Origin of the sequence: Plastoroseomonas hellenica (genome assembly GCF_018129085.1) — a bacterium.
Taxonomy (GTDB): domain Bacteria; phylum Pseudomonadota; class Alphaproteobacteria; order Acetobacterales; family Acetobacteraceae; genus Plastoroseomonas; species Plastoroseomonas hellenica.
Window position 1 is genome coordinate 107,385 of record NZ_JAAGBB010000009.1, and the last position, 20,837, is coordinate 128,221.

Consider the following 20,837-nt stretch of genomic DNA (forward strand, 5'->3'; position numbering starts at 1 on the left):
TCGGCGGAATCCTGGCTCACTGTCCCTGCCGGAGGTCCCATGCCTGCTGTGCCGCCTGGAGCCTGTCCTGCTTCGCCGCCTCCAGGTCGGCGTAGTCGGCGACATCCGACTGCAGCAGCCTGCCGTCGGGCAGCTCGATGTAGACGGTCTCGTTGCTGGCCGGGCTCTCCGGGAAGATCGGTTCGCCGCTGCCGTTCACGGTGTTCCGGATGCGCCAGGCGATGATGGGCATCCAGCGAGTGATGATGGTCTCCATCGTCGGGCGCCCGGCTTCGGTATCCTCCGCGATCAGCACGGCCTTGGCGCCGGCCGCGGCGGGGATCGTCACGCCGGCCAAGGCGGACGCGTCGATCTCCATGCGGTGCGCCTTGAGCGTCTCGCCTTCGGAAATGAGGCTGTAATGGGAAAAACCCCCGGCCTTCAGGCCGCGCTTCGGCTCGTCCGCCGTGAGCCGCAGCGGCCTGATCTGCTTCACCGTGGCTGCGTTCACCAGGGTGCCGTCGTCGCATTTGATGAAGACCGTCATCCCCGCTCTCTCCTGATCCGCGCCGAGAGCATGATGCGCTCGCATACGCTCACGCACCACGCTCCAGCACCTTGCTTGATCGCGTGATTCAGACTTTTCGGCGAGTCCGCCTCAAGTCATCATGCTCTAGCCCGGCGCCGGTGTTTCCAGTGAGGAAATAACCCCGGCAAGTGCCCGCAACCACACCACGACCGCCATGGCACCGGCATCGGCATTGCCGATCGCGCGGTCGCCGAGATAGCTCGCGCGCCCGACGCGCGGTCGCATCGCGGTGGTCGCCGCGGCTCCGGCTTCGGCGGCCGCGACGGTGCTGGCCATGGCAGCCGCGGGCGCCTCGCCCCGGCCGATCGCGGCGGCGAGGGCTTCCGCCGCCGGCACCAGCGCATCCAGCATGGTCCGGTCGCCCGGTTTGGCGCCGCCGAGCTCCGCCACCGCCTCCACCCCGGCCCGGAACGCCGCTGCCCAGTCGGCTGGTGACGGCGTGGCCGGCAGGGCGCGCGCCGCGCGCAGCAGGGCCGTCGCGTAAAAGGGGCCGGAGCTGCCGGCGATGGCGCGCCGCAGCGCTCCGCCCATTTCGGCCAGCGCGGTCGGAGGATCCGCCCAGGCGGTCTCGGGCAGGATGCGGATTGCCGCCGCGCCGCGCGCCATGCTGATGCCGAGATCGCCGTCGCCGGCCCTGGCATCCAGCTCGGTCAGGCTGACTTCCTCCGCTTCCATAGCGGCGGCGATGGCGAGGGCGGCTCCCTTCAATGCCGGTGCGAGCGGGCCCGCCGCGGTGGATGGGGATGATGCGGCGGCGGCAGGCACCGGGACCAGGACACGGGCGGGCCCGACGGCGCCATTCCCCGGCCAGGCCGGCGCCGAAGCCGGGGCGTCGAGCAAGGCCAGACGTTCATCATTAAGCTTGAGGACCGAGAGCGAGCAGCCCGGCATCTCCAGCGCGGTCAGGAATTCACCGGCCCAGGCACGCTCGACCTTCAGGCCACGCTCGCGCAGCAGGGCGAAGGCGCGGCGGGCAACGATCGCGAGCTCCATCGGCGGCGTGCCGCCAAGGCCGTTTACCAGCAACGCCACGCGGTCACCCGCGGCCAGGCCGCGATCCGCCAGGATGGTGCCGAGCAGCCGCTCCGCCAGGGCGTCGGCCGGCTGCAGCGCGCCACGCTGCACGCCCTGCTCGCCATGGATGCCGAGGCCGATCTCTATCTCGTCCTCGCCGAGGGTGAAGCCCGGCCGCCCCGCAGCGGGCACGGTGCAGGCACCAAGCGCCACGCCCATGCTGCCCAGCGCTGCGGCGGCATCCCGCGCCGCCTGCGCGACCTGCCCCAGCGGCCGGCCCGCAGCCGCGGCCGCACCGGCCACCTTGTGCACCAGTACCGTCCCGGCGATACCGCGGCGGCGATCAGGGCTCACCGTTTCCCGCAGCGCGACGTCATCGGCGACCAGCACCAGCTCGGCCGGAATGCCCTCCGCCCGTGCCAGCTCGGCGGCCAGGCCGAAATTCAGCCGGTCGCCGGTGTAGTTCTTGACGATGAGCAGCGCGCCGGCCGGACCGGCGGCGGCGCGGATCGCCGCCAGCACGGCATCGACGCTGGGCGAGGTGAAGACATCGCCCGCAATGGCGCCGGCGAGCAGCCCGGGGCCGACATAGCCCGCATGGGCCGGCTCATGGCCGGAGCCGCCGCCGGAGAGCACCGCGACCGGCCGCGCCGCCGGTGCCGGCAGATCGGCGCGGATGACGACATCCTCGCCCTCCAGCAGCGCCAGCCCCGGATGCAGGTCGCAGAGGCCTTCCAGCATCTCCCGCACCACGCGGCGCGGGTCATTCACCAGTTTCTTCAACGCCGTGCTTCCCTCCTGTGGTTAGGACGCATGATGCCACAGGCAAGATCAGCGCGCCCGTCGGAGCAGCGTTACTCCGCCCGGATGCCGGCACGCTGCGCCGTGGCGCGGGTGCGGGCCCGCTCCTCGCGCAGCCAGGTCGCGAGCCCTTCCGGCGTCCGCACCGCCTCTTCCGAGAGCTGCGCGCCCACCTCCTCCTGCCGCTGCCGGTAGGCGGGATCGGCGAGCGCCGCGAGCGCCGCCGCATTCAGCGCCGCGATCGCCGCGGCCGGGCTGCCGCCGGTCGCCATCAGCGCCGCCCAACTGCCGCCGGTGAGGCCGGGAAAGCCCTGTTCGATCAAGGTCGCCATGTCGGGCGCCAGCGGCGAGCGGGTGGGGCCGGTGGTCGCCAGTATCAGCGTCAACCCGCCGCGCCAGGTCGGCACCACCGTCGAGATCTCGCCCATCACCACCTGGACATTGCCGGCGATCAGGTCGGGCACCGACTGGCTGCTGCCGCGATAGGGCACATGGGTGAACTGGATGCCGGCCTGCGCCGCGAACTGCTCGATCAGGAAGTGCGTCGCGCTGCCCTGGCCAGAGGAGCCGATGGTGATCGCCCCGGGCCGCGCCCTGGCCGCGGCGATGAGGTCGGCCAGGGTCCGGTACGGGCTGTCCGCCCTCACCGTGACGGTCAGCGGGCTGCGGCTGAGCAGCACGACCGGCATCAGCTCGGCCTCCACATCATAGGGCAGGCGCGGCTGCAGCACCGGATTGATGGTGAGCGGCCCATTGCTGCCGAGCAGCAGCGTATGGCCATCCGGCCGCGCCTTCGCCACCACCTCCGCCCCCACGGTGCCGCCGCCGCCGGCGCGGTTCTCGACGATGATGGGCTGGCCGAGCCGCTCCGTCATCCGGGACGCGACCAGGCGGCCCTGGATGTCGGAGGATGTGCCGGCGGCGAAGGGCACGATGAGGCGGAGCGGCCGGTCGGGGAAGGACTGCGCCCGCGCGAGGGAGGGCAGAGCCAGCATCGTCAACAGCGCGCGACGGCGAAGCAGCATGGCAGGCGTTCCCGATCCCCGCGGATATCCTGCATGCCGGCACAATGTCTGACCAGGGGCATATGCCGGCGCCTTGGAACCAAACCCGTGGACCGGCGTTTCTCCCCCGTCACCAGCGAAGGCCCGTGCCATGCCCCAGTCACCGGAAACGCTCAACGATCCTAGCCACCTGACCTTCCTGGAGCGTGGCCTCTATATCATCGGCGGCCTGTTGCTGGCCGCGGCGGGCGCCAAGCCAAGGCCGAATCCACTGCTGAACATCGCGGCCCTCAGTGTCGGCGGATACCTCGCCTGGCGCGGCGCCGAAGGCAGTTGCCCCGCCAAGGCGGCAATCGCCGAGCTCGACTCCGCACCGACGGCGCGGCGCCTGTCATAGGAGTGCTCCAGGCCGTGCGGCTGGCGCGCCGGGGACGGAGGCGATCAGCGCCTGGGTATAGGGATGCGCGGGAGCCGTGAAGACACGGCCGATCGGCCCCTGCTCCACCACCTCCCCGTCCTTCATCACCGCGACCAAGTCGCAGACCTGGGCCGCGACGCGCAGGTCGTGGGTGATGAAGACGATCGAGAGGCCGAGCCGTGCCCTGAGCTCCGCCAGCAGCCGCAGCACTTGCGCCTGAACAGAGACATCGAGCGCCGAGACCGGCTCATCCGCCACCAGCACGTCCGGTTCCAACGCCAGGGCCCGCGCAAGGCCGATGCGCTGGCGCTGGCCGCCGCTGAACTCATGCGGGAAGCGGTCGGTGGCGGCGGGATCGAGACCGACCAGCGCAAAGAGCTCCCTGGCGCGTGCCATCGCCACCCGGCGCGGCATGCCGTGCACCATCGGGCCTTGCGCCACCAGCTCACCCACGCGGCGGCGCGGGTTGAGGGAGCCGAAGGGATCCTGGAAGACCATCTGGATGCGCTTCGTCGCCTGCCGCATCGCCCTGCGCTTCAGGCCGAGCAGGTCGATTCCGGCAAGGTGCACGGCGCCGCCATCCGGCTGGATCAGCCGCACGATGCAGCGCGCGAGCGTCGACTTGCCGGATCCGGATTCACCGACAATGCCAAGTGTCGCACCCTTCGGCAGCACCAGCGAGACGCCGCGCAACGCCTGCGTCACGCGCGCGCCACGGCCGAGAAAGCCGCCGGTGCGGTAGGTCTTGCGCAGCCCTTCCATCACCAGGATGGGCTCCTCGGCGATCGGGCGCGGCGGCGGCGCGCCGAGCGGCGGCACGGCGGCGAGCAGTGCCTGGGAATAGGGGTGCTGCGGCGCCTCCAGCACCTGCACGGCCGGTCCCTGTTCCACCACCCGTCCATGCTGCATCACCGCGACGCGGTCGGCGATCTCCGCCACCACGCCGAAATCATGGGTGATGAACAGCACCGCGGTGCCGCGGCGGTGCTGCAGGTCGCGGATCAGCGCCAGGATCTGCGCCTGGGTGGTGACGTCGAGCGCGGTGGTCGGCTCGTCCGCGATCAGCACCTTGGGATCGAGCGCCAGCGCCATGGCGATCATCGCCCGCTGGCGCTGGCCGCCGGAGAGCTGATGCGGATAGGCACGGGCCGCGAGACGAGGATCGGGGATCCGCACCTCCTCCAGCAGCGTGAGCACCCGCGCCTCGATCTCCGACCCCGGCAGCGCCGTGTGGATGCGGAACATCTCGCCGATCTGGTCGCCGATGCTGCGCAGCGGGTTCAGCGCCGTCATCGGTTCCTGGAAGATCATCGCGATACCGGCACCGCGGATGGCGCGCATCGTCGCGTCATCGGCCTCGGTGAGGTCCTGGCCGTCGAATACGACGCGTCCGGCCTCGATTCCGACACCGGGCGGCAGCAGCCGCATGATGGCGCTGGCCGCCATCGACTTGCCGGAGCCGCTTTCGCCGACCACGCAGAGGACCTCGTGCGGATGCAGTTCCAGCGTAACGCCTTCCAGCGCGTGCGGGCGGTCGGCGCCCGGCGGCAGCGCGACGGTCAGGCCGTCGAGGCGGAGCAACGCGCTCATCGGCCCCTCAGCCTCGGGTTCAGGGCATCGTTCAGCCCCTGCCCGACCAGCGACACCGCGAGCACGGTCGCCAGAATCGCCACACCCGGGATCGCGGAGACATACCACTGGGTCCGGAGCACGTCGCGCCCGAGCCCGATCAGGTTGCCCCAGGATGCGACATTGGGATCGGAGAGGCGCAGGAAGGCCAGCGCGCTCTCCAGCAGGATCGCGACCGCCATGACGACGCTGGCATAGACGATGATCGGCGGCAGCGCGTTCGGCAGGATCTCCCGGAAGATGATGCGCATGTCGCCCATGCCGAGGGTGCGGCAGGCTTCGACGAACTCCCGCGAGCGCAGCGAGAGGAATTCCGCCCGCGTCAATCGCGCGGGTGCCGGCCAGGAAACGACGCCGATCGCGACGGTGACGGTCGTGATATCCGACCCGAAGACCGCGACCAGGACCAGCAGCAGCAGGAAGTTGGGCAGCGTCTGGAAGGCTTCCGTCACCCGCATCAGCACGTCATCCACCCAGCCGCCGTGATAGCCGGCGAGTGCCCCCACGACGATGCCGATCAGGATGGCGATGCCGGTGGCGACCAGGCCAATCAGCAGCGAGATGCGGGCGCCATGGAAGATCTGCGCCGCGATGTCCCGCCCGGAATTATCGGTGCCGAGCAGGAAGCGCGGGTTGGCGCCCGGCCATTGCAGCGGCCGCCCTGCGAGCGAAAGCGGGTCACGCGGATAGGCCCAGTCCGCGCTGAGCGCCATGGCGATGACGGCCAGCAGCAGCACCAGCCCGATCATGGCCGCGGGGCCGCGGAGATAGGCACGGATCGCGCGCATCAGCGCCCCGCCCCGATACGGGGATCCAGCCGCGCATAGGCAAGGTCGACAAGGAAATTGACCAGGATGACCAGCACCGCGGAGACGAAGACGATGCCGAGCAGCGTGTTGAGGTCGCGCTGGACCACGGCTTCATAGGCGAGCCGCCCCAGGCCGGGAAGCGAGAAGACGCTTTCCACCACCACGGAGCCGCCGAGCATGGTGCCCGCCTGCAGGCCGATCAAGGTCACCATCGGCAGCAACGCGTTGCGCAGCACGTGCCGGGTGATCACCCGCGTCTCGTCCAGCCCCTTGGCGCGCGCGGTGCGGACGAAGTCGAGCGTCAGAACTTCCAGCATGGTCGCACGCATGATGCGCAGATAGATCGCCAGGAAGATCAGGCCGAGGGTCAGTGTCGGCAGCACCAGGTGCGATGCGATGTCGAGCATGCGGGCGAAGCCGGTCAGGCCCGCCTCCACCTCCTCGAACCCGCCGGCGGGCAGCCATTGCAGATGCACGGCAAAGAGCACGATCGCCATCAGCCCGAACCAGAAGGAGGGCGTCGCATAGAACACCAGGCCGAGGGTCGATATCAGCGTGTCCGGCCAGCGGTTCACCCGCCGCGCCGCCAGCACGCCGAGCACCAGCCCGAAGAAGAACGCGAAGGAGAGCGATGCGGTCATCAGCAGCAAGGTCGCCGGCAGCCGTTCCAGGATGACGGTCGCGACCGGCTTGCCGTAGATCGCGGAGAAGCCGAGATCGAGCCGCACCAGCCGCCACAGATAGTTGCCGAGCTGCGCCGGGACCGAGAGATCGAGCCCGTAGAAGGCGCGGAGATCGGCCGCGATCTCGGCGCTGCCGCCCCCCATCTGCGCCATCAGCGCATCGACGGTGTCGCCGGGTGCGAGTTGCAGCAACAGGAAGAGCCCGATCAGGATGATCAGCAAGGTCGGCAGGGAGGCGGCGAGCCGCCGCCCCGCGAGAGCAAGGACCCGCATCAGGGGGCCGTTCTGGCGATGGCAGCGGCGGAGGTGTGGCGAGGGATTTTTCGCCCCTGGTGCGGCGGCTGACGCAGCCGATGCCGGTTGCATCGGCGAGGAAGCCGGCGTGCCGGGGGCGGAAAAGACCCGTCAGACCGACCCGCGGCCATCGCCAGGGCGGCCATCATGAAGCCAGCCAGAGATCGTGCCAGGAGGAGGAGGCCCAGCGCGGCGTGTTGGAATGGTTGCGCAGCCGCTTGCTCAGCACGGAGACGAAGATCTGTTCGATCGGCATCCAGATCGGCAGCTCGGTGTTCACGCGCCGCACGAAATCCGCGTAAAGCGCACGGCGCTTCGCGGCATCCACCTCGGACTGCGCATCGTCGATGATGCGGTCGGTCTCGGCATCGGTCCAGCCCCATTGGTTGGTCCAGGGCGCGCCCTTCGGCTGACCGGAGCGGTACCAGACGGTGGTCGAGACCGCGGGATCGTTGCGATACTGGTGCCAGCCGGTCGCGAGGTCGAAGTTCCAGTCGTTGTAGACGCTGCGCAGGAAGCCGGCGGCGTCCAGCCGCACGATCTCGACGCGGATGCCGACCTCCTGCAGCGATTGCTGGATGAAGGTCGACCAGAGCGCGATGTCCTCGCCCCAGGGCGCCGGATGCAGGCGCAGGTTGAAGCGCACGCCGCCGGCGCCGCGCCGATGCCCGGCCTCGTCCAGCAGCGCATTCGCGCGACGCCGGTCGAAGGCGTATTGCGGCATGCCCTGCGGGTAGAAATCGGTGGAGACCGAAGGGATTGGCCCCGTGCCGAGCTTCGCGAAATCGCCGAGGAAGTTCTCGATGAAGAAGGGCACGTCGAGCGCATGCGCGATGGCGCGGCGCACCCGGATATCGGCCAGCACCGGGTTGCGGAAGTTGAATTCCAGCGTGTTGGTGCGGGCATTGCCTTCGTTGCCCTTGGTCGTCACCTCGAAGCGCGGATCGCGGCCGAGGCGCTGCAGATCGGCGATGGTGAGCGAGGAGTAGGGGCTGAACAGGATCTGCCCGGCCTCCATCTGCGCCGCCGCCGCGGCGCGGTCGCCGACCACGCGCCAGATGACGCGGTCGAGATAGGGCAGGTTGTTGCGCCAGTAGTTGGGATTGCGGTCGGCGATGATGAACTGGCCGCGTTCATACTGCACGAAGCGGAAGGGGCCGGTGCCGATCGGCGCGGTGTTTGCCGGGTTCTGCCGGATGTCCGATCCCTCATAGACATGCTTCGGCGAGACATAGCCGAGATCGGGCAGCGCGCGCAGCAGCAGGCCGAGCGGCATGGCCCGCGAATAGCGGAACACCGCGGTGTGCGGATCGGGCGTATCGACGGCCTCCAGGAAGAGCTGCACGGCCGTGCCGTAGTTCAGGATCTTCTTCCACATCTCCATCGCCGTGAACTGCACATCGGCGGCGGTGAAGGGGCGGCCGTCATGCCAGGTGACGCCCTGACGCAGCTTGAAGGTGATGGTCTTGCCGTCGGGCGCCGCCTCCCAGCTTTCTGCGAGGCACGGCGCCGGATTGCCGTTCGCATCGAGGTCGACCAGCGGTTCCTGGATCTTGCCGCCGACGATGTAGACGCCTGTCGAGGCCTGCAGGCTTGGGTTCAGGATGCGCTGCTCGGTCGCGAAATGCACCGACATGATGCCGCCGCGCCGCGGCGTTTCCTGCGCGAAGGCGCGTTCGGGATGCAGCACGCTGGCCGCCAGCGCGGCCGAGGTCAGCAGGGTGGCGCGGCGCGTAAGGTCCATGGAAGAGTCCCGACAGCTAGGAGGCTTTGCACCGCAGCATGACCGGGCGCTCAGCGCGGCGTCAACGACGCCGCGCCGTCAGGCAGGAAGGAAACGCAGTGCCACGCCATTCGCCCGGGTCGCCGGCACGAAGAGTGGCGCATCCGGCATCAGACCGAGCGCCGCGGCCGTCGCGGCCGGATCGGCGGTGCCCAGCACCAGCACCGCGGCCCCTTCCTCCGGCAGCCCGGCCAGGGATTGGCCGGGGTGGCGCGCGGCAAGCGTGGTCCGGTCCAGAAAAACGAGATCGGCGCGGCCGCTGCCGGTCGGCACGCGCTGCGCACCGTCGGGATCGGCGGTCGCCCTGCGGTCCAGCAGTTGCGCCATGGAGGCCGCAGCTCCCGCGGGCGCTGTCGCCAGCACCTCCACCCGCAGGATCCGGGAGACGGCATTGGCATGGGACTGCAGCGCGGGAATCCAGACATTCTCCCGCGTCAGATGTTCGCAGGCGAAAATGCGCAGGCCACCGGGACGGGCATCGAGCGGCCATTGGAAGACGTTGAAGCGCGCTTCCGCCTCGCCGCCGCCGGGTAGCGTCACGGGACGGCCGAAGGCGATCGGGCCGGTCGCGGCGATGCCGCGCGCCTGCAGCTCCGCGACGCCCGCGGCTGCATCGTCGGTGGTGAAGGCAGCGCGTTCCAGCCCTTCGCGGCCATCGAGAAAGGCACGCATCGGCGCATTATGCGGCGTCGGCACCAGCACGCCGAGCAGCTCCAGATAATCCTCCCCGAACATGATGGTGTAATTGCCGGAGCCCATATGGGCGCTGTGCGTGCCGCGCGGCGAGACGGTGAAGCCGAGCGCCTGCCAGCCCGCGGCCGCGGCATCCAGGTCCCGCACCGCCACCACCACGTGGTCCAGCCCGATCACATGCCGCAGTGCCATCGCAGGGTCCTTTCGTTTGCCGGCCGAGTGCCGCGGAACCGCCTGCCGCACGCAAGCATGCTTGAGGTGGCCGTCCGGCGGCGCTTTGATGTCGGCTGAAAACCCGGAAAGGCAAGGCATGGCGACCAGCGGCGCGACAGAGGGACCTGGCTGGCCACCCTCGCTTTGGGCCGCCGTCACGCCGGCGGGCCCCGCGCTGCCGGCACTGGAGGGTATGGTCGAGACGGAGGTCGCGGTGATCGGTGCTGGCTTCACCGGCCTCTCCACGGCCATCCACCTGCGCGAGGCCGGCATCCCCTGCATCGTCGTCGAAGCCGCGGAGCCCGGCTGGGGTGCCTCCGGCCGCAACAACGGCCAGGTGATCCCGACGCTGTCGCGCTACGACCCGGCCGCCATCATCCGCCGCCATGGCGCCGCCGGCGAGCGTTTCGTCGCGGTGCTGCGCGATAGCGCCGCGACGCTCTTCGACCTGGCGCGCCACCACGGCATCGCGGCCGAAGCCGAACAGGCGGGCTGGGTGCAGCCCGCGCATACGCCGGGCCGCATGCGCGTGGTGGAGCGGCGGATGCGCGACTGGGAATTGCATGGCGCACCGGTCGCGCTGCTGGACCGCGCGGCGCTCAGGGAGATGCTGGGCTCGGACGCCTGGTTCGGCGGCTTCACCAACCCGACCGGCGGTCATGTGAATCCGCTGGCGCTGGCCCGCGGCATGGCTGCGACCGCACTCACGCTGGGCGCCACCATCCTCGCCCGCTCCCCGGTCACGGGGATCGCGCATCAGGGCGGGCGCTGGCTGGTGCGGAGCGAGCGCGGCACGGTTCGCGCGCGGGCGCTGGTGCTCGCGACGAATGCCTATACCGGCACCTTCAACCGATCCTTGGCACCGGAGATCGCGACGTCCGTCGTGCCGGTGCTGTCCTGGCAGATGGCGACCCGGCCGATCGGCGACAATGTCGCGCGCAGCATCATCCCCGGCCGCCAGGCCATGTCGGACACCCATGGGGAGCTGTATTTCGCCCGCTGGGATGCGCGCGGCCGGCTGGTGACCGGTGGCGCCGTCGCGATCCCCGCGAACCAGCCGGCCCGGCTGCGCCCGATGATCGGGGCACGGCTGCAACGCCTCTGGCCGCAGATCGGGGAGGTGCGGTTCGACTATGTCTGGAGCGGCAATATCGGCATGACCACCGATTACTTCCCGCATCTGCATCGGCTGGGGCCGGATGGCTATGCCTGGGCGGGCTGCAATGGGCGCGCGGTGGCGCTTTCCGTCGCACTCGGGCGCGAATTCGCCCGTGCGGTGCAGGGCGTGCCGGAAGCCGAGCTCGGCCTGCCCTTCACCGAGCCGCGCCCGGTGCCGCTGCACGGCCTGGCGCGTCGCGCGGCGTCGCTGATGCTGATGCTCTACCGTTGGCGCGATGCAAGGGAGGTGGCGTGATGGAGAAAGAGAGCCGCGGGGAGGTGCGCGTCATCGGCCCCGATGAGGCGCCGAGCTTCTGGCAGCCGGTGCCGGCCAATGGCTTCGTGCGTTGCATCCTGAGCGGGCGGGAACTCGGCACCGGCTTCTCGATGGGGACCCAGACCGTCGCCCCTGGCTGCATGGTGCGCGAGCACAGCCATGACCGCCACGACGAGGTGATCCACGTCACCGCCGGCCAGGGCTTCGCCCGCATCGAGGGCGAGGACCGACCGATCGAACCGGGCTCCACCGTCTTCCTCGGCCGTAACCGCAAGCATGGCTTCGTCAATCCGGGACCGGCGCCGATGAGTTTCGTCTGGTTCCTCGCCCCCGGCGGGCTCGAGGATTTCTTCGCCGCCATCGGCCGCCCCCGCAGCCCTGGCGAGCCGGCGCCGGAGCCCTTCCCGCGCCCCGCGGATGTCGCGGAGATCGAGCGGCGGACCGTCTTCGGCTGGGCGGATCAGATGCCGGGCTCGCGGTCCGGCGGCGACTAGATGTTCTGATATCGGTACGGAAGCCTCCCCCGCAGCGATCACACGACCGGGACGCGAAGGCGCGTGACCCCGCCCGCTCCGCTGTCCTAGGCTATCTGTCAAGCAAGCAGGGAGGCGTCGATGAGCATCGACATCGTGGACTACCCCACCTACGACACCGATTACCTGCCACACGTCATCGCGCGTTGCCTGGACAAGGCCAACAGGTACCAGGTGCCGCACCGCTTCACCCTGAACGGCGCCGTTGTGGTGGTCTCGCCTGGCCAGTCGGCCCATGCGGTCGATGAAGAAGTGCAGCGGCAATGGCAGGCCGCCAAGCACGCACCGCCGGCGGACGCCGCCTAAGCGGGACCGCCACAGTCGCCGCTACCGCCGCCGTCACTGAAGCGTCACAGGCCAATGGCTTGAATTGTCGTGACTTCGCCGGCCAGGGTCCGGCCGCGAGCGGGCGTGGCCCCGCGGAGAGGGACCCCGGATGGAATACGCGCGCCGTTTCAAGGTGCTGGTCTGCGCACCGGCCTTCGACGAGACCGACCTGGAAGGCGCCCGGCTGCGCCAGATCCTGACCGAGGTCGAGGGGATGGGCTATGCCGTGCTGCGCGCCCGCCGCGACGACGACGCGGAGCTGGTGATCCGCACCGACAGTGCCATCGGCTGCATCATCGTCGACTGGGGCAAGAAGGGCCTGCAGGGCAAGGCCGCGTCCCTGATCTCCTTCGTGCGCAAGCGCGGCCTCGATGTGCCGATTATCCTGCTGGTGCGGCGCCACCGTCTCGAGGACATCCCGGTCGAGGTGCTGGACGATGTCGACGGCTTCGTCTTCCTGGCCGAGGAGACGCCGGAATTCATCGCCAAGAACCTGGTCTCCCGCCTGCGCCAATATGCCGAGACGCTGAAGACGCCGTTCTTCGGCGCGCTGGTGGATTACGCCGAGCAGGGCAACCAGCTCTGGACCTGTCCCGGCCACAATGGCGGCATGTTCTACAGCCGCAGCCCGATCGGCCGGATCTTCGTCGAACACCTGGGCGAGGCGGTGTTCCGCGACGATCTCGACAATTCCGTGCTCCAGCTCGGCGACCTCCTGACCCATGAGGGGCCGGCCCTGAAGGCGCAGCAGGAAGCGGCCGTGATCTTCGGCGCCGAACGCACCTATTTCGTGCTGAACGGCACCTCCACCTCCAACAAGATCGCCCTCTGCGCGCTGCTGGCAGAGGACGACCTGGTGCTGTTCGACCGCAACAACCACAAGGCGGCGCATCACGGTGCCCTCTTCCTCGGCGGCGCGGTGCCGGTCTTCATCGAGACCGCGCGCAACCCGCATGGCCTGATCGGCCCGATGCGCCTCGACGCGCTTGACGAGGAGAAGCTGCGCCAATCGATCCGCGACAACCCGCTGGTCAAGGACCCCGAGGCCTGGCAGCGCCCGCGCCCTTTCCGGGCCGCGGTGATCGAGCAATGCACCTATGACGGCACCATCTACTCCGCCGAGGAGGTGCTGAAGCGCATCGGCCACCTCTGCGACTACATCCTGTTCGACGAGGCCTGGGCCGGCTTCATGAAGTTCCACCCGCTGTTCCGCGGGCGCTTCGGCATGGGCCTCGACCGGCTCGGCCCCGATGCGCCCGGCATCCTGGTGACGCAGAGCACGCACAAGCAGCTCGCCAGCTTCTCCCAGGCATCGCAGATCCATGTGAAGGACAGCCATATCGGCGATCACGCCAGGCGCGTGGAGCACCGGCGCTTCAACGAGATGTTCCTGCTGCACGCCTCGACCAGCCCCTTCTATCCGCTCTTCGCTTCGCTCGACGTCGGCGCGCAGATGATGAAGGGGCGTTCGGGGGAGGTGCTGTGGGACGATACCGTCCGACTCGGCATCGAGATGCGCAAGAAGATGCGCTTCGCCCGCCGCGAGTTCGAGGAGAAAGAGACGGATCCGGCGCGCCGCTGGTTCTTCGAACCCTTCGTGCCGAAGACCGTGCGCGTGAACGGCACCGAGCTTCCCTGGGAGGAGGCACCGACCGACGCGCTCGCCTCCGACCCCGCGCATTGGGAGCTGCGCCCTGGCGAGGACTGGCACGGTTTCGGCGATGTCGCGCCGGGCTGGGCGATGACCGATCCGAACAAGCTGACCGTGCTGACGCCGGGTTTCGCCGATGGCGGCTATGCCGAGCACGGGGTGCCGGCGCCGATCGTCGCCGAATACCTGCGGCAGAACCGCATCGTGCCCGAGAAGAACGACCTCAACAGCTTGCTCTTCCTGCTGACGCCGGGTAGCGAGAGCAGCAAGGCGGGCACGCTGCTGTCCCACCTCGTCACCTTCAAGAAGCTGCATGACGACAATGCGCCGCTCGACGAGGTGATTCCGGATTTCGTCGCGCGCCGCCCCAAGCGCTACGCCGGGCTCAGGCTCCGCGACCTCTGCGCGGAGATGCAGGCTTTCTATAGGTCGGAGAATGTCAGCGCGCTGCAGGCGGCGCAGTTCCGCGCCGAGCATTTCCCGGACATGGCGATGGCGCCGCATGAGGCGGTGCGGGAGCTGGTGCGCAACCGCGTGGACTATGTGCCGCTGGAGGAAGCGGATGGCCGCATCGCGACGACGCTCTGGTTGGTCTATCCGCCCGGCATCGCGACAGTAATCCCGGGCGAGCGGCTCGGCCAGCGATCGCGGCCGATGATCGCCTATCTCAAGGCCTTCGAACGCGCGGCGAACCTCTTCCCCGGCTTCGAGAACGAGATCCAGGGCCTGTACCGCGAGACCGCGGAGGATGGCACGGTGCGCTTCCACACCTATGTGGTGCGGGAATCGGCGAAGACCCGCGGGTCGTGATGCCGGAGCTGAAGGTCCGCTCGGGTCTGGTCATCGCCCAGCGGCTGTTCGACATCGCCTATGCGATCGACCTGAAGCGCGCCGAGCAGCTCTGGGCGCAGCGTGCCCAAGGTGCCAGCGCCCGCAGCCGGCTGGCCGGCACGCCGCCCAAGGCAGTCTCCTTCGGCGTGCCGCCGCTGGCGCTCGAGCTTGGGCCGGTGACGCTGCAGATCGGCGGCGCCGCGATGGCCGCGACCGCCAGCGTCCGCCTTTATGATTTCGGCATTGTCACCCTGGCGCTCCGCCTGCCGGTGCAGGATCTGAGCTGGAGCGACTTCACCAGCCTGGTCAACCACACCGATCTGGCGGTGGGCCCCGCCGCGGCGAACAGCATCTGGCAGGAGCTGCTGGCGCAGCTCGGCGCGCTGCTTGGCGAGGCGCTGGAGCGGCCGACCATGGCGCCACTGCAGGAGGATTACCTGCTCGCCATCGTGGATGCCTTCGACGAGCCGGTCACCGCAGAAGCGCTGCAGGAGCGCGTGGACCTGGTTCCGCTGTTGTCGGGGGAGGAGCGGCCGCTGTCGGAAGGTGCCCGGCGCGACCTGCTGCGGCAGCGCTTCTCCTACCACCCCGATGATCTCGCGGTGATCACCTGGGACCGCGCCTTCATCTATGAACCGCAGCGCGAGACCGATGTCGCCGACGTGCTGGAAATGGCGAACGCGCAGCTCCTGGAAATCCGCACTTATGACGAGATGCTGGACGAGGAGCTGCCGCGCATGCGGGAGCTTGTCGACGACGCGCGGCGGCGCACGCATCTGCTGGCCTCCCGCCGCTATGCGCGGCTGGCGCGCCGGCTGCATACGCTGGTCGCCGAGGTGACAGAGCTCGCCGAACGGGTCGACAACGCCTTGCAGGTGACGGAGGACGTCTATCTCGCCCGCGTCTATGCCGCGGCCATGGACCTGTTTCGCGTGGCCAATGTCAGCGCCGCGGTGGACCGCAAGCTCGCGATCATCCGCGAGACCTATACGGCGCTGCACAGCGAAGCGGCTGGCGGTCGCGCCGAGCTGCTGGAGATCGCGATCCTGGCGTTGATCGCCGTCGAGATCGTGCTGTCGCTGCTGCGGCACTGATGCTCGCGGGCTAGGAGCCTGTCTGAGAAAGGCCGCGGGCGGCCTGTCGGTTCTTTTTCGCCCCTGGCGCGCCGGCCTCCTCGCCGAGGCAACCAGCATCGGCTGCGTCGCCCGGCACACCAGGGGCGAAAAATCCCGCGACAGCCCTCCACGTGCCTTTCTCAGACAGGCTCCTAGCGCATGTCGATCGGATGGCTATCGAGGTAGAGCAGGAATCCGTAGACGGCGATCGCCGGCAAGGCCGCGACCGCCAACAGAGCGACAGCGGCCTTGGTCTTGCGGTGCCGCTTGAGCGCGAAAGCGCCACCCGTGGTCATGGCCAGGACTGCGATGAGAACTGCGCAGATCACAAGCTCTACGACCATCACCCCGTCATAGACGAGCATCGCAGCCGCAAACCAAAGGAGGCCGAGCACGCCGGCGATGTTTACTGAAGCCAGTCCGGCAACGACGATCTCCGTCGATTTGCCTGTACCGGGGGGAATCCGGCCTCGTCGTCCCCGTGTGCCGGAATGCAGGAGAATGGCGAATATCACGGCGCAGGCGCCGAAGATGACAAGGAGCGGCGATATGTCCAAGCGTCTTCCCCCAGCGCGAATGTCTGCTTCTAGGCATGAAAGTCAGACGACAAGACGCCCCCGTCATCGGGTTGTTTGCCGACCGGCCGCTTCCCGTGCACAGCATCGGCCGAGCGCCAAGGATCATTCGCCGAAGCTATCACGGCACCGACGGGCTTCCACATAGGCGCGGTCGCGCGGACCCTCGATTCGCTGATGGAGGCTGCCGACCTTCGAAGGTGACGCTGTAGCAGCCGGTCTCGCCCTGATCATCAATGTCGCGGTCGAAGGGGGCCACGCCCTCGCCCCAGGCGCTGCATGAGGGCGTAGTTGGCCGGCCAATGACCGGCCGCCGGGCGGGCGGATGTCTCCGCCGCTCGTCTACATGGCGGGCGCTTCAGCCGACCTGTTCCATCTCCGCCAAGGCGAGGATCGCGGCCAGGCTGGTGCGCATGCCGCGCAGGCTCTCTTCCGGTTCCACATCCAGCCATTCCTCCAGCGAATGCGCGCGCCCGCCACGGCCGCCGGCGCCGATCTTGAGTGCGGGAATACCGAGGCTCATCGGCACATTGGCGTCGGTCGACGAGAACTCGAAATGCGGCGCATAGCCTTCCGCCGCGACCGCGGCGGCAGCGAGGCTGCGGATCGGCATTCCCTCCGGCGTCTCGCCAGCCGGGCGATCGCCGACCCGCGCGATCTCGGCCGTGATGGCGCCGGAGGCGGTGGAGCGCGCGGCATTCTCCGTTGCTACCGCCTCGTTCACGATCTCCAGGAAACGCGTGTCGAGCCGCTCCAGCTCGGCGGCGGAGGCGGATCGCAGATCGACCTCGATCGTCACCGCATTGGCGATGGCATTGATCGAAGTGCCGCCGGAGACGACGCTGACGCAATGTGTGGTCGGCGGCGACTGCGGCACCGGCACCGCGGCCAGCGCGCGCGTCGCCTCGGCCATCGCATACATCGGGTTCACCAGACCGAAGGCGGCATAGGAATGGCCGCCGGGGCCGCGGAAGGTCACGCGATAGCGGCGCGAGCCCACGCCGCCGGAGACGATGCGCTCCACCTCCGGGCTGTCGACCGTGAGGAAGGCGCGGATGCGCTCGCGATGCCGCCCCTTGGCGAAAAGGTGGCGGATGCCGCGTAGATCGCCGAGCCCCTCCTCTCCCACATCGCCGACGAAGAGCAGGTCATGCCGGGTGCGGATGCCGGCGGCATCGAGCGCCCGGATGAAGGCGAGGTTGACCGCGAGGCTCCAGGTATCGTCGCTGACGCCGGGGGCGAAGAGCTTCGTCCCCTCCCGCCGCACGCGCACATCGGTGCCGGCCGGGAAGACCGTGTCGAGATGCGCGGCGACGACCAGGATGTCGCCATTGCCGAAGCCGCGGCGCAGGCCCATCACATTGCCGATCTCATCCTGCTCCACCTGCTCCAGCCCATGTGCGCGGAGCATCTCCAGATAGGCCGCGGCCCGCTTCTCCTCCCCGAAGGGCGGCGACGGGATCTCGGTCAGCGTCACCACATCGGTGACGGTGCGGTCGTGGTCGGCGCGGAGCCGGTCGCAGGCGACCTGGAAGCGGGCGTCGGCGCGGATGGCGGCAATGGTCTCGGTCGGGGTCATGGAGCTTGTCCCGTGAATTGGGTCGCGCGGCGTGGCGACAGCTTCGCGCATCGCAGTCTTCGCCGATTCAGGCAAGAGGGTTCGGCGGGTCGAGTGGCATGGTGATTGCTGCATCGGGGCTTGGTCGAGATTTTGTCGAACGCCGGGACCGGTGCCAGAATCCGCGTCCCGGCACGGAGCTGCCCATGCCCCCATCGCGCAAGATGCATCTGGTCGCCTATCTCAAGGCCGGGCCGTCGGCGAGCTATCCCAGCACCTGGCGCCACCCCGCGGCGACGCTTGATGACCTGTTCGAACCGCAGCGCTGGGAGCAGATCGCGCGCGTGCTGGAAGCCGCCTGCTTCGATGCCTGCTTCTTCGCTGACGGCCTCGGCATCCCGGATCTCTACAAGGGCAGCTATGCCGATTATGTCGGCCGCGGCGGCCAGCTCAGCCTGCTCGACCCGATGACCTTGCTGCCGATGATGGCGCGCGCGACGCGGCACCTCGGCCTCGGCGTCACGCTCTCCACCAGCTTCATGCCAGCCTATATCCTGGCGCGCTATCTCGGCTCGCTGGATATCCTGAGCAAGGGCCGCGCGGCGTGGAACGTCGTCACCACGGCGCGCGACTTCGAGGCGCAGAATTGCGGCATGGCCGGGCTGCCGCCGAAGGAGCAGCGCTACGACATGGCCGATGAGGTCATGGAAGCCTGCGACGCGCTCTGGACCGGCTGGGACGAAGACGCGCTGGTCTTGGACAAGCAAGCCGGCGTCTTCGCCGATCCCGCGAAGATCCGCTACGCGAATTATGTCGGCCACTACGTCAACACGCGCGGCCCACTCTCGATCCCGCGCAGCCCGCAGGTGCGGCCGGCGATCATGCAGGCCGGCTCCTCCCCGCGCGGCCGCGCCTTCGCGGCGCGCTGGGCGGAGATGCTGTTCTGCACGCCGGCGACCAAGGCCGATGCGCTCGCTTTCCGCACCGACATGCGGAGCCGCGTGGACGCTGCCGGCCGGCCGCCGGACGAATGCGCCGTCCTGCCTTCGATCACCGTGGTGGTGGGCGAGACGCCGTCGATCGCGCAGGAGAAGGCCGCTTATCTGGAGTCGCTGGTCGATCCCGAGCTGGTGTTGGCCGCCAGCTCCTGGTCCGTCGTCGCCGACCTCAGCAGGATCGATACGCCGGAGGCGCTGGATGCCGGTGGCGGCAACCAGGGCGTCCAGGGCCATCGCGACCGCATGCTGCAGGTGGCGCGCGACAAGGGCATCAGCTTCGCGGAAGCCGTGCGCCGGCCGCGCGCGCTGCTGGCCGGCACGCCGGCGATGATCGCCGACGTGATGGAGGACTGGTTCCGCGACGGCGCCTGTGACGGCTTCATCCTGCCGCCCACCGTCTTCCCGGCCACCTTCGAGGAGTTCGGCCGCCTGGTGGTGCCGGAGCTGCAACGCCGCGGGCTGTTCCGCACCGCCTATGCCGGCCGCACCCTGCGGGAGAATCTGCGCAATCCTGGCTGAGGCGTCAGGGGCTGGATTTGGCCTCTGGCGCATTGTGGTCCTATCCTTCCGCTGCCGCATCGCCGCGTCAGACGGCGGATGCGGGCAAGGAAGCGTTCAAATGGATGTCGGGCCGTCCAAGAGCCCCACACAAGAGACCGCCGATCCGGTCAGGCGCAAGCCGCTCCGCCGCTACGCGCGTCTGATCGGGCTGGCGCTGGTGGCGGCTCTCGGGCTGGGGCTGACACTCCGCTGGGTGCATTGGCAGTTCACCCATGTGGTGCTCGACGATGCCCGCATTGCATCCGACATGATCATGCTCGCCAGCCGCGTGCCGGGTTGGGTGCAGCGCCTGCCGGTGACCGCCGGCGACAACCTGCGTGAAGGCGAGCTGCTGGTGCAGATCGACCCGCGTGAGGCAAGCTTGGCGGTGCAGGAGCTGGAGGCGCGCATCGCCGGCATCGCCGCTCGCCGCGCCGAATTGCAGGCTCGGCTCACGATGGTCGACCGGCAGAGCGCGAGCCAGCATCAGGCGGCGATCGCGCGCCTCGACCAGGCGCGCGCGACGCTGCCGGCGGCGGAGGCCGATCGCCTCTTTGCCACATCCGAGCTGGCGCGCGCGGAAGGGCTGATCGCCTCCGGCGCCGGCACCCGGCAGCGCCTCGAGCAACTGCGCGCCGGCCTCGATTCCGCGCGCCAGCGGGTGATCGGCGCTGCTGCCGAGATCCGCAACGCGGAGGCGCTGATGGCCGCGGCGCAAGCGGCACGGGAGGAGATGGAGGTCATCACCCGCCAGCTCGAGGCGCTGGCCCCGCAGGAACGGGAGCTCACTGCGTCGCGCGACCGCGCCGCCCTCGACCTCGCGGACCGCACGATCCGCATGCCCTTCGACGGCGTCGTGGACCGCATCTTCGTCGATCCCGGCGAATACGTGCTGGCGGGCCAGCGCATCATCCTGGTCCACAACCCCGCGCAGATCCGCGTCGAGGCAAATGTGAAGGAGACGGATATCCGCTTCTTCCGCCCCGGCACGCCGGTGCGGGTGACAGTGGACGCCTGGCCGGACCGCGTCTTCGACGGCGTGGTGGACCGGGTGATCGAAGCCGCGACCAGCGAGTTCGCGCTGCTGCCGAGCCCCAATCCCAGCGGCAACTTCACCAAGATCACCCAGCGCCTGCCGCTGCGCGTGCAATTGCGGCCACCGCCACCGCCCGGCCTGCTGCGCCCGGGCATGATGGTGCGGGTGGAGGCCGAGGCGCGCGATACGAGCGGGCCTGACCGTTGACACGATCAAGGCCCCCTCAATCGCGTCGTGCCGGAGGCACGCCTCCCGGCGTGACGCGGGCGGCATCCGCCGCCTTGGCTTTCGCGCGACTGCGCGCGGGCCGCATTCGCGGCCTCGGACCG

The 20,837-nt window shown here is 69.5% G+C and carries 18 protein-coding genes; 8 read left to right on the plus strand and 10 right to left on the minus strand.

All coding sequences use genetic code 11. The annotated features are described in order from the left end of the window. Positions 1–16: 16 nt before the first annotated feature. From GXW71_RS09495 to GXW71_RS09505, 3 genes are all read right to left on the minus strand, one after another. Positions 17–526 carry a hypothetical protein gene (locus GXW71_RS09495; protein ID WP_211852252.1) on the minus strand — a complete coding sequence of 170 codons (510 nt, stop codon included), beginning with the start codon at positions 524–526 and terminating at the stop codon, positions 17–19. A gap of 126 nt (positions 527–652) precedes the next feature. Then, positions 653–2,365 carry a dihydroxyacetone kinase family protein gene (locus tag GXW71_RS09500; protein WP_211852253.1) on the minus strand — a complete coding sequence of 571 codons (1,713 nt, stop codon included), beginning with the start codon at positions 2,363–2,365 and terminating at the stop codon, positions 653–655. A gap of 71 nt (positions 2,366–2,436) precedes the next feature. After that, entirely contained in the window at positions 2,437–3,408 is a 972-nt protein-coding gene (locus GXW71_RS09505) for a Bug family tripartite tricarboxylate transporter substrate binding protein (protein ID WP_211852254.1), read from the minus strand. Between the two features lie 130 nt (positions 3,409–3,538). On the opposite strand from GXW71_RS09505, the gene GXW71_RS09510 reads away from it, so the two are divergent. After that, positions 3,539–3,784: a hypothetical protein gene (locus GXW71_RS09510; protein WP_211852255.1), complete on the plus strand. Its 246-nt coding sequence runs from the start codon at positions 3,539–3,541 to the stop codon at positions 3,782–3,784. Here GXW71_RS09510 and GXW71_RS09515 read toward each other — a convergent pair. From GXW71_RS09515 to GXW71_RS09535, 5 genes are all read right to left on the minus strand, one after another. Beyond that, complete coding sequence (locus GXW71_RS09515; protein WP_211852256.1) at positions 3,779–5,395, minus strand: ABC transporter ATP-binding protein; 1,617 nt, start codon at positions 5,393–5,395, stop codon at positions 3,779–3,781. The two genes, GXW71_RS09510 and GXW71_RS09515, sit on opposite strands and share 6 nt — an antisense overlap. Next, a complete protein-coding gene (locus GXW71_RS09520) occupies positions 5,392–6,222 on the minus strand; it encodes an ABC transporter permease (protein WP_211852257.1) in 831 nt (276 codons plus the stop codon). Before GXW71_RS09520 ends, GXW71_RS09515 begins: the two co-directional genes overlap by 4 nt. Further along, a complete protein-coding gene (locus GXW71_RS09525) occupies positions 6,222–7,199 on the minus strand; it encodes an ABC transporter permease (protein ID WP_211852258.1) in 978 nt (325 codons plus the stop codon). The genes GXW71_RS09520 and GXW71_RS09525 overlap by 1 nt, the downstream gene beginning before the upstream one ends. A 166-nt stretch (positions 7,200–7,365) precedes the next feature. Next, positions 7,366–8,964: an ABC transporter substrate-binding protein gene (locus tag GXW71_RS09530; protein ID WP_211852259.1), complete on the minus strand. Its 1,599-nt coding sequence runs from the start codon at positions 8,962–8,964 to the stop codon at positions 7,366–7,368. A 78-nt stretch (positions 8,965–9,042) separates the two neighbouring features. Next, on the minus strand, positions 9,043–9,888 hold the full coding sequence (locus GXW71_RS09535) for a VOC family protein (protein ID WP_211852260.1): 846 nt from the start codon (positions 9,886–9,888) through the stop codon (positions 9,043–9,045). Between the two features lie 118 nt (positions 9,889–10,006). Here GXW71_RS09535 and GXW71_RS09540 point away from each other — a divergent pair, with 118 nt between their 5' ends. The 5 genes from GXW71_RS09540 to GXW71_RS09560 all read left to right on the plus strand — a co-directional run bounded on the left by GXW71_RS09540 (position 10,007) and on the right by GXW71_RS09560 (position 15,780). After that, positions 10,007–11,323 (plus strand): NAD(P)/FAD-dependent oxidoreductase, encoded by a 1,317-nt coding sequence (locus tag GXW71_RS09540; protein ID WP_211852261.1) that lies wholly within the window; start codon positions 10,007–10,009, stop codon positions 11,321–11,323. Continuing rightward, positions 11,323–11,838: a cupin domain-containing protein gene (locus GXW71_RS09545; RefSeq protein WP_211852262.1), complete on the plus strand. Its 516-nt coding sequence runs from the start codon at positions 11,323–11,325 to the stop codon at positions 11,836–11,838. Before GXW71_RS09540 ends, GXW71_RS09545 begins: the two co-directional genes overlap by 1 nt. Positions 11,839–11,958: 120 nt before the next feature. Continuing rightward, positions 11,959–12,183 carry a peptidoglycan binding domain-containing protein gene (locus GXW71_RS09550; RefSeq protein WP_211852263.1) on the plus strand — a complete coding sequence of 75 codons (225 nt, stop codon included), beginning with the start codon at positions 11,959–11,961 and terminating at the stop codon, positions 12,181–12,183. A 130-nt stretch (positions 12,184–12,313) separates the two neighbouring features. After that, on the plus strand, positions 12,314–14,665 hold the full coding sequence (locus GXW71_RS09555; protein WP_211852264.1) for an Orn/Lys/Arg family decarboxylase: 2,352 nt from the start codon (positions 12,314–12,316) through the stop codon (positions 14,663–14,665). Further along, on the plus strand, positions 14,665–15,780 hold the full coding sequence (locus GXW71_RS09560; RefSeq protein WP_211852265.1) for an RMD1 family protein: 1,116 nt from the start codon (positions 14,665–14,667) through the stop codon (positions 15,778–15,780). The genes GXW71_RS09555 and GXW71_RS09560 overlap by 1 nt, the downstream gene beginning before the upstream one ends. A gap of 173 nt (positions 15,781–15,953) precedes the next feature. On the opposite strand, the gene GXW71_RS09565 is transcribed toward GXW71_RS09560, so the two are convergent. Both GXW71_RS09565 and GXW71_RS09570 read right to left on the minus strand, forming a co-directional pair. Next, positions 15,954–16,358, minus strand: a complete 405-nt coding sequence (locus GXW71_RS09565; protein ID WP_211852266.1) for a hypothetical protein — start codon at positions 16,356–16,358, stop codon at positions 15,954–15,956. 376 nt (positions 16,359–16,734) lie between these two features. Then, positions 16,735–17,955: a M20/M25/M40 family metallo-hydrolase gene (locus tag GXW71_RS09570; RefSeq protein ID WP_246526419.1), complete on the minus strand. Its 1,221-nt coding sequence runs from the start codon at positions 17,953–17,955 to the stop codon at positions 16,735–16,737. 185 nt (positions 17,956–18,140) lie between these two features. On the opposite strand from GXW71_RS09570, the gene GXW71_RS09575 reads away from it, so the two are divergent. After that, complete coding sequence (locus GXW71_RS09575) at positions 18,141–19,451, plus strand: NtaA/DmoA family FMN-dependent monooxygenase (protein ID WP_211852268.1); 1,311 nt, start codon at positions 18,141–18,143, stop codon at positions 19,449–19,451. A 100-nt stretch (positions 19,452–19,551) separates the two neighbouring features. Then, positions 19,552–20,715, plus strand: coding sequence for an HlyD family secretion protein (locus tag GXW71_RS09580; protein ID WP_211852269.1), 1,164 nt, complete (start codon positions 19,552–19,554; stop codon positions 20,713–20,715). Positions 20,716–20,837 lie beyond the last annotated feature (122 nt).

What these genes read in the sequence shown, in the direction of transcription:
- GXW71_RS09570 (WP_246526419.1), bottom strand. Translation starts at nt 17,955, where the DNA reads ATGACCCCGACCGAGACCATTGCCGCCATCCGCGCCGACGCCCGCTTC.
- GXW71_RS09510 (WP_211852255.1), top strand. Translation starts at nt 3,539, where the DNA reads ATGCCCCAGTCACCGGAAACGCTCAACGATCCTAGCCACCTGACCTTC.
- GXW71_RS09535 (WP_211852260.1), bottom strand. Translation starts at nt 9,888, where the DNA reads ATGGCACTGCGGCATGTGATCGGGCTGGACCACGTGGTGGTGGCGGTG.
- GXW71_RS09555 (WP_211852264.1), top strand. Translation starts at nt 12,314, where the DNA reads ATGGAATACGCGCGCCGTTTCAAGGTGCTGGTCTGCGCACCGGCCTTC.
- GXW71_RS09550 (WP_211852263.1), top strand. Translation starts at nt 11,959, where the DNA reads ATGAGCATCGACATCGTGGACTACCCCACCTACGACACCGATTACCTG.
- GXW71_RS09560 (WP_211852265.1), top strand. Translation starts at nt 14,665, where the DNA reads ATGCCGGAGCTGAAGGTCCGCTCGGGTCTGGTCATCGCCCAGCGGCTG.
- GXW71_RS09520 (WP_211852257.1), bottom strand. Translation starts at nt 6,222, where the DNA reads ATGCGCGCGATCCGTGCCTATCTCCGCGGCCCCGCGGCCATGATCGGG.
- GXW71_RS09495 (WP_211852252.1), bottom strand. Translation starts at nt 526, where the DNA reads ATGACGGTCTTCATCAAATGCGACGACGGCACCCTGGTGAACGCAGCC.
- GXW71_RS09530 (WP_211852259.1), bottom strand. Translation starts at nt 8,964, where the DNA reads ATGGACCTTACGCGCCGCGCCACCCTGCTGACCTCGGCCGCGCTGGCG.
- GXW71_RS09575 (WP_211852268.1), top strand. Translation starts at nt 18,141, where the DNA reads ATGCCCCCATCGCGCAAGATGCATCTGGTCGCCTATCTCAAGGCCGGG.
- GXW71_RS09540 (WP_211852261.1), top strand. Translation starts at nt 10,007, where the DNA reads ATGGCGACCAGCGGCGCGACAGAGGGACCTGGCTGGCCACCCTCGCTT.
- GXW71_RS09525 (WP_211852258.1), bottom strand. Translation starts at nt 7,199, where the DNA reads ATGCGGGTCCTTGCTCTCGCGGGGCGGCGGCTCGCCGCCTCCCTGCCG.
- GXW71_RS09515 (WP_211852256.1), bottom strand. Translation starts at nt 5,395, where the DNA reads ATGAGCGCGTTGCTCCGCCTCGACGGCCTGACCGTCGCGCTGCCGCCG.
- GXW71_RS09580 (WP_211852269.1), top strand. Translation starts at nt 19,552, where the DNA reads ATGGATGTCGGGCCGTCCAAGAGCCCCACACAAGAGACCGCCGATCCG.
- GXW71_RS09505 (WP_211852254.1), bottom strand. Translation starts at nt 3,408, where the DNA reads ATGCTGCTTCGCCGTCGCGCGCTGTTGACGATGCTGGCTCTGCCCTCC.
- GXW71_RS09545 (WP_211852262.1), top strand. Translation starts at nt 11,323, where the DNA reads ATGGAGAAAGAGAGCCGCGGGGAGGTGCGCGTCATCGGCCCCGATGAG.